The 12,871-nt window shown below is 46.3% G+C and carries 10 protein-coding genes; 4 read left to right on the forward strand and 6 right to left on the reverse strand.

The window, feature by feature from the left end:
• Positions 1–43: 43 nt before the first annotated feature.
• Entirely contained in the window at positions 44–1,540 is a 1,497-nt protein-coding gene (gene ppx / locus INR79_RS03460) for an exopolyphosphatase (RefSeq protein ID WP_045961874.1), read from the reverse strand.
• Positions 1,533–3,626, reverse strand: coding sequence for a polyphosphate kinase 1 (gene ppk1 / locus INR79_RS03465; protein ID WP_223096009.1), 2,094 nt, complete (start codon positions 3,624–3,626; stop codon positions 1,533–1,535). The genes ppx and ppk1 overlap by 8 nt, the downstream gene beginning before the upstream one ends.
• A 195-nt stretch (positions 3,627–3,821) precedes the next feature.
• On the opposite strand from ppk1, the gene INR79_RS03470 reads away from it, so the two are divergent.
• The 4 genes from INR79_RS03470 to phoU all read left to right on the forward strand — a co-directional run bounded on the left by INR79_RS03470 (position 3,822) and on the right by phoU (position 9,267).
• Positions 3,822–6,011, forward strand: a complete 2,190-nt coding sequence (locus INR79_RS03470; protein WP_223096011.1) for an ABC transporter permease subunit — start codon at positions 3,822–3,824, stop codon at positions 6,009–6,011.
• Between the two features lie 23 nt (positions 6,012–6,034).
• Complete coding sequence (gene pstA, locus INR79_RS03475) at positions 6,035–7,678, forward strand: phosphate ABC transporter permease PstA (RefSeq protein WP_223096013.1); 1,644 nt, start codon at positions 6,035–6,037, stop codon at positions 7,676–7,678.
• A gap of 2 nt (positions 7,679–7,680) precedes the next feature.
• Positions 7,681–8,502 carry a phosphate ABC transporter ATP-binding protein PstB gene (gene pstB, locus INR79_RS03480; RefSeq protein ID WP_004407245.1) on the forward strand — a complete coding sequence of 274 codons (822 nt, stop codon included), beginning with the start codon at positions 7,681–7,683 and terminating at the stop codon, positions 8,500–8,502.
• 66 nt (positions 8,503–8,568) lie between these two features.
• Positions 8,569–9,267 carry a phosphate signaling complex protein PhoU gene (gene phoU, locus INR79_RS03485; RefSeq protein ID WP_004407244.1) on the forward strand — a complete coding sequence of 233 codons (699 nt, stop codon included), beginning with the start codon at positions 8,569–8,571 and terminating at the stop codon, positions 9,265–9,267.
• 176 nt (positions 9,268–9,443) lie between these two features.
• On the opposite strand, the gene INR79_RS03490 is transcribed toward phoU, so the two are convergent.
• From INR79_RS03490 to INR79_RS03505, 4 genes are all read right to left on the reverse strand, one after another.
• Entirely contained in the window at positions 9,444–10,130 is a 687-nt protein-coding gene (locus INR79_RS03490; protein ID WP_052703960.1) for a YadA C-terminal domain-containing protein, read from the reverse strand.
• Positions 10,131–10,294: 164 nt separating this feature from the next.
• Positions 10,295–11,218 (reverse strand): LysR family transcriptional regulator, encoded by a 924-nt coding sequence (locus INR79_RS03495; RefSeq protein WP_223096015.1) that lies wholly within the window; start codon positions 11,216–11,218, stop codon positions 10,295–10,297.
• Between the two features lie 64 nt (positions 11,219–11,282).
• Positions 11,283–12,026 carry a copper homeostasis protein CutC gene (locus INR79_RS03500; RefSeq protein WP_223096017.1) on the reverse strand — a complete coding sequence of 248 codons (744 nt, stop codon included), beginning with the start codon at positions 12,024–12,026 and terminating at the stop codon, positions 11,283–11,285.
• Positions 12,027–12,243: 217 nt separating this feature from the next.
• Complete coding sequence (locus INR79_RS03505) at positions 12,244–12,852, reverse strand: peroxiredoxin C (protein ID WP_004407238.1); 609 nt, start codon at positions 12,850–12,852, stop codon at positions 12,244–12,246.
• Positions 12,853–12,871: the final 19 nt, after the last annotated feature.

The following is a 12,871-nucleotide window of genomic DNA, read 5'->3' on the forward strand; positions in this document are numbered from 1 at the left end:
GTCAACAGACACTAACCACTCGGCGTTTTTGAACCTGAAACCGTCAGAACTTCAATGTCCAGTCTGCCGTTTTCCATATGTCTCTTTCTAACTCTAAGTCTGCCTCAAGGAGTTTGTTGTCCTCTAGCCAGTTTTCCTCATCACAGCTCAATGTCCACGTATCGTCATTCACCTGTATTTGAATGTCAGGTAATGGCGTTTCATTGCGCTGCCCATTAATGAGAACAGCTAAGCGCATAATTCGAATAAGTGGCAAGATATGTTTGGTTTTGAAGAGTGCAAATTCCGGCAGTTCATGAAGCTTAAGCGCTTTTCTTTGAAAGCGAGCCAATGAAGCCAACACCAGTTGTTGTTCCTGATTGAACCCTGGCATATTGGTGTTTTTCAGAATGTACTCGGAGTGGCGATGAAACCCCTGATAGCTAATGCTGAGACCGACTTCATGAAGCATGGCGCTCCATTCCAGAAGGTCAAACAACTCGCTAGACTTCTTAATGCCTAAATCGGGAGCTAACTGCTCGAGAAATTTTCGGGCTTGTTTGCGCACCTTATCTGCGTGCTCCAGATCCACTAAATGCTTGCGGGCGAGGTTTTCAGTCGTACGCATTCGAATGTCACTGCGCTCGAAACGCTCTTCCATCTCATATAGCAAGCCTTCACGCAAAGCGCCCGGAGAGAAGTGAAGTTTGTCTATGGACAGCGCTTTGAAAATACCTTCTAAGATAACCACGCCAGCTGCAAAGACGGGTTGCCGCTCTTCAGTCAGACCGGGCAGCGACACATCATCAATTTGCTCAAACTGAAGCAGCTCATCAATCAGCTTTTGTAGGCGTTTAAGGGTGATGATGCCATCTTCAAAGCCCATATTAATCAGTACTTCACGGATCGCTTTTGTGGTGCCAGAAGAGCCAATGGCAACGTCCCATCCGTGTTTTATGTATTTGTTGGTTAGAGACTCTAGCCGCTGTTCGACCGCGATTTCAGCCTTGTTGAAGTTCTTCCGATTTAGCTTACCGTTTGCAAAATATTTGTCGGTAAAGCTCACGCAACCCATTCGCTTACTGTTGATCATCTTAGGTTCAAACCCGGTTCCGATGATCATCTCTGTACTGCCACCGCCAATATCAATAACCAGCTTGGTTTCCGATTCAGGTTGAGTATGGGCGACGCCGGTATAGATAAGGCGTCCTTCTTCAAGGCCAGAGATCACTTCAATGGGAAAAGGGAGTATTTCAGCCGCTCGCTGAATGAAAATGTGAGCGTTATTAGCTTGCCGAAGTGTGTGAGTTGCGGCTATCCGAACGTTTTCTGGTTCAAACCCCTGCAAACGTTCCGCGAAGATTTTGAGGCAGTCTAATCCTCGTTGGATGGCGCTGTTGTCAAGGTTGTTAAGGCTATCTAAGCCAGATGCCAGTCGTACTCTTTGTTTGTGTCGGCTGACTATTTGCAGGTCTTGCCCGACAACCTTGGCGACGACCATATGAAAACTATTGGAGCCAAGGTCTATTGCTGCGATATCGCGTGATTCAATCTCAGTCATGACTTATTGTTGATTGCCATTTTTTCCTTTCCTGTTTTTCAATGTGCTTCAAATATTCATAAATAGCAATTTGTGAGCGGACTTTTCTCTTATTTCCGCGCGGTACGTAGGCATTACTCATTTCTTTATCGAACCACCGTGCTTTCACCGTATCGGTAAAATGAATATTCACTATATCGATAATTCTTTGTTTCAGCCTTGGGTCCTGAACTGGGGCTGCAACCTCAATGCGATGATCAATATTTCGGGTCATCCAGTCTGCCGATGAAATATATACCAAAGGATCGCCATCATTTTCGGTGATGAATACTCTCGGGTGCTCCAGAAACCTATCGACAATGCTAATGATCTTAATGTTTTCACTAACCCCTTCTATTCCCGGAACCAGCGAACACATACCTCGTATGACCATTCGAATGCTCACACCTGCGTTGTTTGCGCCATAGAGTTTATTGACTAAACCTTTATCGACCAGATTGTTTACCTTTAGGGTGATGCTCGCTTTTTTGCCCATTTTGGCATTAGCAATCTCACCATCGATCAGGCGATAAAGTTGCTGGCGAGAGTTTCGCGGCGACACAATCAGTTCTGTAAATTTCACCGGACGATAAGGGTTTTCTATGTAGCCAAAAACGTTGCGAACTTCATTGGTGATTTCTTTTTGCGCCGTAAGCAAAGAAAAGTCGGTGTAAATTCGGGCTGTCTTCTCGTGGAAATTGCCTGTGCCGATGTGAGCATAACGGGTGATGTCTTCACCTTCCCGGCGACTAATGAGCAAAAGCTTGGAGTGAATCTTCAAGCCCGGCGCACCAAACACCACGTGTACACCAGCTTCGGTGAGCACCCGAGACCATTCAATATTGGCTTCCTCATCAAAGCGAGCCTGAAGTTCTACCACTACCGTAACTTGTTTGCCGTTATGAACCGCATCGATCAGCGAGTTCATAAGCTTGGAATTCTTGGCTACCCGATAGATATTGATTTTGATGGACAGCACTTTCGGGTCGAAGGAGGCTTGCCTGACCAGCTCAGTCATGTGGTCAAACGTATGGTAAGGGTAGTAGAGTAAAATATCCTGAGCGCGAATGGCTTCAAATGCGTTAGGGAAGCGGTCGAAATCCGTACAACGGAGTGGTGGTAACGTTTTGTTTTCTAAATACTCTCGCCCTACGTTCGGGAAACCGATAAAGTCTCTGAAATTATGGTAGCGTCCGCCAGGAATAAGGCTGTCGAAGCTGGACATTTGCAGCTTCTTACACAAGATGCTCAGCATCTCTTCTGGCATGTCTCTCTGATAAACAAATCGCACTGGCATTGCGGTCAGGCGCTGACTCAAGCCTTCAGACATTTGTTCCAGCAAGCTGTGTTCAAGCTCGTGGCTTAGGTCGTACTCTGCATCTCGCGTCATCTTCATCGCATAGCAGTTCAGTTCCTGATATTCAAAAAATCCTCGGAATATGTCGTCCAGACAAAAGCGAATGATGTTATCGAGCAGGATTATGGTTTTGCGGCGTTTTCCTTTCTGCTCAGGCACCATCACAAAGCGCGGAAGAATGTCGGTTGGGATTTCTAACAAAGCATAAAGGGAAGATTCATCCCGCTTCATTTCGACGCTTAAATAGGAGTATTCATCTTTTAAAAACTGTAGGACATCGATTTCTTCAGTAATCAGAAGCGGAGTGATGTGCGGAAGAACGTCTTTGAGGAAATACTTTCGAATCCATTTTTCCTGATGTTCATTCAGTTGAGTTTCATTGACTAAGAAAATCCGGCGGCGCGCCATTTCGAGAATCAGTTCGTTGTACAGTTCATCAAAGTCTTGATTAAGCTTGAGGGCTTTCGACTGCATTTTGCTGAGCAGGTGGCGCGAGTTGTCGTTGCCGCCGCGCTCCTGGTTGATGAGAATTCGGCGTTTAACGTCAGCAAAACGGACTTTGTAGAATTCATCCAAATTGTTGGAGAAGATCCCAAGAAAGCGTACCCGTTCTATTAAAGGTACCGTTTTGTCTGCGGCTTCCTGAAGGACACGCTCGTTGAACGAAAGCCAGCTAAGTTCCTTTTCTATATACAGTTTTTCCGCACTCATAGTACTGTTCCAACGTTGACGTCGTGTTGAGAATGAACTCAATGAAAGTAAAATGTTTTTATGACATTTTTATTTCAGCATACAATTGCATTAGGCGCGATTTAGCAGATTTCAAGGATTTATCGGATTTCTGTAATATTTTTGTCATCCAATCGACATATTATGGCATTGACTATAAAAAGGTAGAACAAAGAGATGCTCCACACCGAATTTTCATTAAAAGAACGTGATCGTAAACGGTTGATAAAAAACCGTTTTATGCGATACGTAGTGAAAGCTGGTGGCATCAGTGTATTAGTCGCCCTGTTATTGATATTTTTCTATCTTTTACTCATGGTTCTGCCTGTTTTTTCCTCCGCGAAAATTGAACAAATCTCCTCAGTTCCTTTTGATGCTCCAAGCCAGACGTTTGCTTCAGGTGTTGATGACTACGGTCAGCTTGGGTACGTGCTTTCTGAATCAGGCACGCTGACTTATGTAGACCTGAAAAGTGGTATTACCGAGCAGTCGCGCTCAATCCAAACTTCTCCTTTAGCGCACGCCAGAATGCCAGCAAGTTCTGGTTGGTTTGCGTTTTTGAATTCAGATGGCGAAATTCAGTCGGTTAAGCCCAGTTTTGCGGTGCAATTTAATGGTCAGGGAAGAAGTATTTCTCCAAGGGTAGAGTCACGCGAATATCGGATGCCAGAGAATTTGGCAGCAGCACCATTGAGTGTCCAGCAATTTGCGTTTGCTATCAGTAATGAAAGTGCCACATTTGCTTTTGTGAATGAGCAAAAGCAGCTGGTTACGTGGCAGGAGTTTGACGGTTTATACACCAGTAAGGTGATTCAGGGACCTTTTGAAGACCTGATTGGCATGAATATGACGCCAGATGGCAGGCAGTTATTCCTGTTGTCTGAGAATGATCTCGTCGTCATGGTGTGGAAGCACAATCAAGGGTTTGTGGTTCGGGAAGTGGTGGACATCACGCAAGGCGATGAACGTGCGATAGCAAAAAGCATGACTCTACTAGCGGGGGCGCAATCATTATTGGTTCATCACCAGAACGATACGGTCTCCCAATGGTTTGATGTGTTGAAAGAACGCCAGAGAACCCTTTCCTACATCCGCGAATTCTCGCTACCTGATTCTACTTCATTAATTGTCCCGGAATACTACAGAAAAGGGTTTTACGTTTTCTCTGATAGAGGGCAGGTTGACAGCTTTTACACCACCAGTGAAGAGCGTACCTTGACACAATTGTTGTTGAAGCAAGCGCCAGTGATAGCGGCTGTTTCCAGCAACGAGGACAGACTGCTTACGGTGGGTGAACGCTCACTACAGGTATTTACTGTTGATAACGAATACCCGGAAATTTCTTTGTCTGCCTTGTGGCAATCGGTTTGGTATGAAGGCTATCCAGAACCTCAGTATGTCTGGCAGTCCACCTCGGGCAGCGATGATTTTGAAGCCAAGTTCAGTCTGGTACCCATTGCATTTGGCACGTTGAAAGCAGCGTTTTTTGCCATGTTATTTGCCGTTCCTATTGCCGTTCTTGGAGCGATTTATACCGCTTACTTTATGTCTGCACCGATGCGCAAAGTCGTAAAGCCGGCCATCGAAATAATGGAAGCGTTGCCAACGGTTATCATTGGATTCTTAGCGGGGCTCTGGCTGGCTCCTGTCATTGAAACACATTTGCCATCGACCATTGCTTTAATAATACTGCTCCCTGCTTCGACAATATTGATTGGCTGGATTTGGCATAATTTGCCTGCGAAATGGTTAGACCGAGTGCCGAGCGGCTGGCATGGGCTGATATTGATTCCCGCACTACTGGCGCTTTCACTGGTGATCATTTCATTCAGCCATGACTTAGAACGTGCATTGTTTGGTGGCGATGTGCGTGTTTATCTGGCGAATATTGGGATCGATTATGATCAGCGAAATGCACTGGTTGTCGGTTTGGCTATGGGATTTGCCGTTATCCCGACCATCTTCACCATCGCGGAAGATGCGATATTTTCTGTACCCAAACATTTGTCGGATGGCTCATTGGCGTTAGGAGCCACCAAATGGCAAACGCTGATTTACGTGGTCTTACTGACGGCAAGCCCAGGCATATTTTCAGCGGTCATGATGGGGCTTGGGCGAGCGGTAGGCGAAACCATGATTGTTCTGATGGCAACGGGTAACACCCCTGTCATGGACTGGAATATTTTTGAAGGGTTGCGCAGTTTGTCCGCGACCATTGCGATAGAAATGCCGGAATCGGATGTGGGCAGTTCCCACTACCGATTGCTATTCTTAGCGGCATTGATTCTGTTTATGTTTACGTTCTTTGTTAACTCTCTGGCTGAATGGGTAAGACAGCGATTGAGGGACAAATACAGCGCACTTTAAAGGCGCGTTTAAGAGAGATTTTGGTGTCAAATTGGTTTAAATCAGGAGCCCCATGGATATGGCTAACGGCTGGTGCAGTCAGCGTCAGTCTGGTTTCTGTGTTATCGGTGCTGTTATTGATTGGCTGGAAGGGGTTAAGTTACTTCTGGCCCGCACCTCTGTACGAGTGGAGTACGCCAAACGGTCAGAAGTTGATTGGTCAGTTGTATCAGCGTGAGTCGATGTCAGTCGAGCGGTTGAGTCAGTACTCTGCTCAGGCAGAGTTATTGGCTGATGAACAAGATACCGTTGAAAGGTTGAGCATAAAAATTGCCAACCGAGACCGAAACACACTCGATTTCATTTCTGTGTTCGATTTTGAACTGAGTGAGCCAGTTAAACCTGCTGGCTGGGCAGTGATAGAGCGCAGTCAGGAAGGAGACTTCTATGGGCGCCCAGTCGGTTTTGAAAGCAAGCTGTTTACCAATCAGTCTGTTGAGTCTTTCTTAGAACAAGGCATTTCAGCCGTTGAGGATGTGCGCAGTAAAGTGGCGTCGCTGACTCACTCTCAGCTCAGGTACTACAACCTTCAGTTGGAAAAGCTGCGTCTGGAGAAGAAAAAATTCGAGCTCAACGGCACACTGGACGATGAAAAAGCGGCGGAGCTCGCTGCCAGAATGCAGAGCATCGATTCGCACTTAACTCACCTTGAAGAAAAACTGACTACGCTCAGAAATCAGTTTGTTGGTGAAACACTGATTGTCGAAGACATGAATGGCACTCAGGTGAAACTGCCACTGACAGACATTTTAGACGTTTGGTATCCAAATGATATGTCAGTGATTGACAAGTTTGTTCACTGGCTGGGGCAGGTCAAAAAGTTCCTGACAGAAGATCCGCGAGAGGGCAACTCAGAAGGGGGAGTTTTCCCCGCTATTTTTGGTACAGTTTTTCTTGTGATCGTCATGTCGATAGTCGTCATGCCATTAGGTGTAATTGCAGCTATTTATCTGAATGAATACGCCAAAAACAACGCTCTGACCAGAACGATTCGTATTGCCGTGATAAACTTGGCGGGCGTTCCATCCATTGTTTATGGTGTATTTGGGCTTGGCTTCTTTGTCTACAGCATTGGTGGTTCGATAGATAGCTTGTTCTATTCAGAAAAACTCCCTTCTCCGACATTTGGTACACCCGGTCTGTTGTGGTCTGCATTAACATTAGCGTTGTTAACACTGCCAGTGGTGATAGTCGCAACTGAAGAAGGGTTGGCTCGAATTCCCGGCTCGGTAAGACAAGGGTCTCTTGCGTTGGGGGCTACCCAGTTTGAAACTTTGTGGCGTATCGTTTTACCTATGGCAAGCCCAGCGATAATGACTGGACTGATTCTGGCGGTAGCGAGAGCTGCCGGGGAAGTTGCTCCCCTTATGCTGGTGGGCGTAGTGAAGCTGGCGCCAAGTTTACCGATTGATGGTGAGTTTCCGTTTATCCATCTGGATCGCAAGTTCATGCATCTTGGATTTCATATTTACGATGTCGGTTTTCAGTCTCCAAATATTGAAGCTGCCAGACCATTGGTTTACGCCACTTCATTCCTGCTGGTAACGGTGATTGTCGGGCTAAACTTAACCGCTATTGGTATACGTAACAACTTACGCGAGAAATATCGCACCTTAGGACAAGATTAAACATGCTTTCAATCAACTCGACATTTGGTTACGAGAATATTCTGGATGTAAACAACCTGACTCCGGAGCAAACCGCCATTTCTATCGAGTCTTTAAACTTGTTCTATCAGCAAACCCAGCAGGCTCTGTTTGATATCACCATGAACATCCCTAAGGGGCAGGTCACCGCTTTCATTGGACCGTCTGGCTGCGGTAAATCGACCTTGCTGCGTTGCATTAACCGAATGAATGACCTTGTCGAAGGTTGCGCGGTAAATGGCAAGGTGAGGCTGCATGGCAAAAACATCTATGATCCGCAGGTGGATGTCCCGACTTTACGCCGCCGTGTGGGAATGGTCTTTCAAAGACCTAACCCGTTCCCTAAATCCATTTACGAGAACGTAGTTTATGGTTTGAGGCTTCAGGGTATCAGCAATAGCCGGACTCTGGATGATGCCGTTGAGCAGGCCCTTACCGCGGCTGCATTGTGGGATGAAGTTAAAGACCGGCTGCACGAAAATGCGTTTGGTTTGTCCGGTGGCCAGCAACAAAGACTGGTAATTGCGCGCGCGATTGCTATCGAGCCTGAAGTTCTCCTTCTCGATGAACCTACGTCTGCACTTGACCCTATTTCGACTCTGACCATTGAAGAGCTGATCAACGAGTTGAAAACCAAATACACCGTCGTGATTGTTACTCATAACATGCAACAAGCAGCGCGAGTCAGTGATCACACCGCGTTTATTCATCAGGGTAAGCTGGTGGAATATGGCGATACAGATTCTATCTTTACATCGCCAATTAAAAAGCAAACCGAAGACTACATCACAGGTCGCTACGGCTAATTGGTGGTTGCCCACTTTTCGCCGTAAAATTGAAACACGTCATTCAAGAAAGGAATTCATACACCTATGCAGTTTGGTCGCCACATATCCGGTCAGTTTAACGTTGAGCTTGAGTCCATCCGTACCCACGTTTTAACCATGGGAGGTTTGGTCGAGCAGCAGTTGTCGTTTGCAATGCAGGCGCTGCACAAACAAGACCTGGAGCTGGCGAGAAAAGTGGTAAAAGATGACCACAAAGTGAACTCCATGGAAGTGGCAATAGATGAAGCGTGCACCCGCATCATCGCCAAGCGCCAACCCACCGCCAAAGACCTGCGTTTGATTATGGCGATCATCAAAACCATTACCGACCTTGAACGCATTGGTGATGTCGCAACCCGCATTGCCCGTGTCGCGCTGGAATCCGAATCGAGCAAAGAAAGAACCTGGCAGGTTTCTCTTGAGCCGTTAAGCCGTCAGGCAATCAGCATGCTCCATCAGGTGTTGGATGCCTTTGCCCGAATGGACGTGGATTCAGCGGCAGAAGTTTACAAGCTGGATGACAAACTGGACGCCGAGTATGAGGCGGTCATTCGCCAGTTGATGACCTACATGATGGAAGATCCTCGCTGCATTCCTGCTGTGCTTCAGGTGATGTGGTCAGCTCGGGCTATCGAGCGAATTGGTGACCGCTGCCAGAATATCTGTGAATACATTATTTACTTTGTGAAAGGTAAAGACGTTCGTCATCTGAGTGAACAGGATATCGACGATATTATTAAGTAATCCGATCTCGGGTTAAGTGATCTTGGCAAGCTGAGTTCTGAGGGTAGGGAAGAATAAAAAGAACCTCTGGAAGGGCAGAGGCGAGAGCTACCAAAGGTAAAATACTCAAACGTGTCACAGCACAAAAGACAGAAAAATAAAACCTGGCTCCCCTCCGAGCCAGGCTACAAAATAAATCAGTTAAACTTGAATTGAACGCCGACTCCGCCTGCTACTTCTGATGAAGAATGTTTGCCTGATGACTCGTAGTGGAAGGTGCCTGAAATGCTGACTCTGTCAGACAAACCGTAAGCTCCACCCAACGCTACTGCTTCTTTACTTCCAGAGAATCCAACACCAGCCCCCATCGCAAACTCACCTGTTGTAACAAAAGGACGAGCATTGGTTACGGCGTGCAAGCCAGCGCGAATACCATGAATCTGCTCAGATTGTTCATCAAATCTTTCGTTCATCTCCTGAGCAAGTTCGTTGAAAGCAACTTCTAAGTCACCCACTCCGATAGCTGGCACTCCCCAGTCTGGCGTGTCACCGAAATCTGGCTGAGGTCGTTCTGGAGAATTATCTATTGGTGGCTGCTCAGGCACTGCGACACCAAAATCTGGGTCGGCTGGCTCTGGGCGATCCGGCGACGTGTCTGGATGTGGTCGCTCAGGTGTATTGTCCACTTCTGGTAAAGAAGGTTCATCGCCAGGTAGGTGTACCGGAACTTGAATACCGAAATCAGGATCCGCTGGCTGAGGTCTGTCTACAGGCAGTTCAATTCCGTTGTTTGGCAAGTCAACCTCTGGCAAGTGGCTAGGGCTTGCGAAGGCAACTGCTGGGAAAAGGGCAGAAATAGTGATGGTCAGAATCGTCTTTTTCATAATGTAACTCTCTTAAAATTCATGTGAAAGGTCATCAGCATCCTGCTTGGCGACATTTGTATGTCGTTGTCTTTCCTATGGGATGAATCTTAAAGAGTTCTAAATCTTATCACTAATCACTAGGTGTTATTGTGATAATAAGTATTGCTTATTAAATAAGTGGGTTATCGTTCTGACAATAATGTTTTCAGGCACTCCTGCAGCCAGTTAACAATTGGGTTGTTGCGGTTCTTTAGGTGATAGTAGCCCTCTAAAGGGTAGCCATATAAGTGTTTGTCCTCGATATCGATTTCAATAGCGCGAAGGTACGGGTATTCCTCGACCGGAAAAAGAGAAATAGATGGAAAGCACATGTCGGTGTTTCTGACCACATCGATAACTGCAAAGGGGAACTCGCTTCTGAAGGCAATATGGTGCTTTAGACCTCGAGTCTTAAGAATTCTCGATGATGCGGCTTCATTATCGCTGACGTCAGGAATGATCAATGACGCAAGCGGATATTGGACGGCTTCTTCCGGAGTCACTGTTGAAGCTTTTAAAGGATGCTCTTTTCGAACTAAAAGCACTGCTTTTGTGTCCGCTAGATGCCGTGAGTAAATGGTCTTGGACGTTTTTATATCTTGATAGTTCACCCCAAAAAGAACTTCGCCTTTTTCTATTTCCTGACAGGTGTTTTTACCCCAGTTTAGAAATTGGATATCGGCATTCGGGGCTTCTTCATTGAGTTTTTGATACAGCTTTCCTGCGACTGAAAACAAAACAGGAGAAGACAGCGCAATTTTTATGGTGTGGTCAAGTTCGCGAGGATTGAACTCATGCGAAAGGTTAACTGCGTTCGCCAGCCCATCTAGGTGTGGCGTGATGCGCTCAGCCAGCTCTTCTGCAAACGCCGTTGCTTTCATGCCATTGCGACTTTTTACAAACAGTTCGTCATCAAAATGGTTACGCAGCTTCTGAAGTGCCTGACTAATCGCGGGTTGAGAAACGAAAAGCCTCTCTGACGCTTTGCGCATATTCAGTTCCTGAGACAATATCAGGAAAGTTCTTAATAGATTGAGATCCAGAGACGCGAATAAATCTTTTGCCATGTCTAACGCTGCCCTTACCGTTGCATGGGCTTCATAGTATCAGCCGAATCAAGAAATTAAAGGGCTAACGCGATTGTAGTACTTCCGATACGGCACGTATCGCGTCGATACTGGTAACGGGGATAGCGAAATCGTCGACCTCTTCACTTCCCATCTGCGCTGCGCTGGAGATGAACTCCATATGGCTTTTACGGCTGGATTTGCCTGAAAGGTGAACCTCAGACGAGCCAGTTTCATCGAGAATTTGACTGACGTTTTGAGCATTCACACCAGCACCAACCATGATGCTTAACTTGTCTCCGGCTAAGTCTCTCATCTTTCGAAGCATATCAATACCTGACAATGCGTCTTTAGCCTGTCCGGACGTTAATACTCGCTCGCATCCTAGTTCGATAATGCGTTCAATAGCTTGTTCCACGTCTCGACACTGGTCAATTGCACGGTGGAAGGTGATGCCCATTCGGTCTGCTGCAGAGACGAGTTTTTCACACGTCTCCGTATCGATCTGACCATCGGCGGTTAATGCTCCTATCACTATGCCATCCATACCTGCATCTTTTGCCATTTCGATGTCATCCAACATACATTCAACGTCAGCTTCGTTAAATAAGAAGTCCCCCTGTCTGGGGCGAATCATGGCATATACAGGAACACTCGACAGGCGAGAAGCTTGTTTCATAAGTCCTGCACTGGGTGTTAAGCCTCCAAGGGATAACGACGAGCAAAGTTCAATTCGGGTGGCTCCGCCTTCTAAAGCGTTTTGAAGAGATTCCAGGTTGTCGATACAGACTTCAAGTTGGTAGGTCATAAGTGAAGAGGCACCTATAGCTAAGGATTGGAATTTTTAGCATAGCCAAATCAAAATATTGAGGATGTGAGTTGGGGCTCATGACCATAAAAAATAAAGCCCAGAGTTCTCACTCTGGGCTTAAATTAGGCTAACTACGACTTTATATTTGGCTGATTGCTATTTGCTATATTTTCCAGCCACACTCACCGTTGAGCTTGGTGAGGTTAAGTGGCAATTACTTTTCTAGGTCTGAAGTGTGCTCAGACAGGTATGCTGCAACACCTTTTGGAGATGCGTCCATACCAGATTTACCTTCTTCCCACTGTGCCGGGCAAACTTCACCGTTTTTCTCGTGGAAGTTCAGTGCGTCAACCATACGTAGCATTTCGTCGATGTTACGACCTAGAGGAAGATCGTTCACTACTTGGTGACGAACAACGCCTTCAGCATCGATTAGGAAAGAACCACGGAAAGCAACGCCAGCTTCTGGGTGCTCAACGTCGTAAGCTTTACAGATTTCGTGCTTAACGTCAGCGATTAGAGGGTATTTAACTTGACCGATACCGCCATCTTCAATAGCAGTGTTACGCCATGCGTTGTGAGAGAATTGAGAATCGATAGATACACCAATTACTTCAACGCCTTTCGCTTGGAAGTCTTCGAAACGCTTATCAAAAGCGATTAGCTCAGATGGGCAAACGAATGTGAAGTCTAGAGGGTAGAAGAATACTACTGCTTTCTTACCTTTTGTGAATTCTGCAAAGTTGAAGTTTTCAACGATTTCACCATTACCTAGAACAGCTGCAGCAGTAAAATCCGGGGCTTGACGACCTACTAGTACCATTTTTTTGCTCCTAAAATAG

It is taken from the genome of Vibrio sp. SCSIO 43132 (assembly GCF_019904195.1).
GTDB classification, from domain to species: Bacteria; Pseudomonadota; Gammaproteobacteria; order Enterobacterales; family Vibrionaceae; genus Vibrio; species Vibrio nigripulchritudo.

Excerpts from the sequence above, each read along its gene's own strand:
- ppk1 (WP_223096009.1), bottom strand. The coding sequence starts at position 3,626 with ATGAGTGCGGAAAAACTGTATATAGAAAAGGAACTTAGCTGGCTTTCG.
- ppx (WP_045961874.1), bottom strand. The coding sequence starts at position 1,540 with ATGACTGAGATTGAATCACGCGATATCGCAGCAATAGACCTTGGCTCC.
- INR79_RS03505 (WP_004407238.1), bottom strand. The coding sequence starts at position 12,852 with ATGGTACTAGTAGGTCGTCAAGCCCCGGATTTTACTGCTGCAGCTGTT.
- INR79_RS03470 (WP_223096011.1), top strand. The coding sequence starts at position 3,822 with ATGCTCCACACCGAATTTTCATTAAAAGAACGTGATCGTAAACGGTTG.
- INR79_RS03495 (WP_223096015.1), bottom strand. The coding sequence starts at position 11,218 with ATGGCAAAAGATTTATTCGCGTCTCTGGATCTCAATCTATTAAGAACT.
- pstB (WP_004407245.1), top strand. The coding sequence starts at position 7,681 with ATGCTTTCAATCAACTCGACATTTGGTTACGAGAATATTCTGGATGTA.
- INR79_RS03490 (WP_052703960.1), bottom strand. The coding sequence starts at position 10,130 with ATGAAAAAGACGATTCTGACCATCACTATTTCTGCCCTTTTCCCAGCA.
- phoU (WP_004407244.1), top strand. The coding sequence starts at position 8,569 with ATGCAGTTTGGTCGCCACATATCCGGTCAGTTTAACGTTGAGCTTGAG.
- INR79_RS03500 (WP_223096017.1), bottom strand. The coding sequence starts at position 12,026 with ATGACCTACCAACTTGAAGTCTGTATCGACAACCTGGAATCTCTTCAA.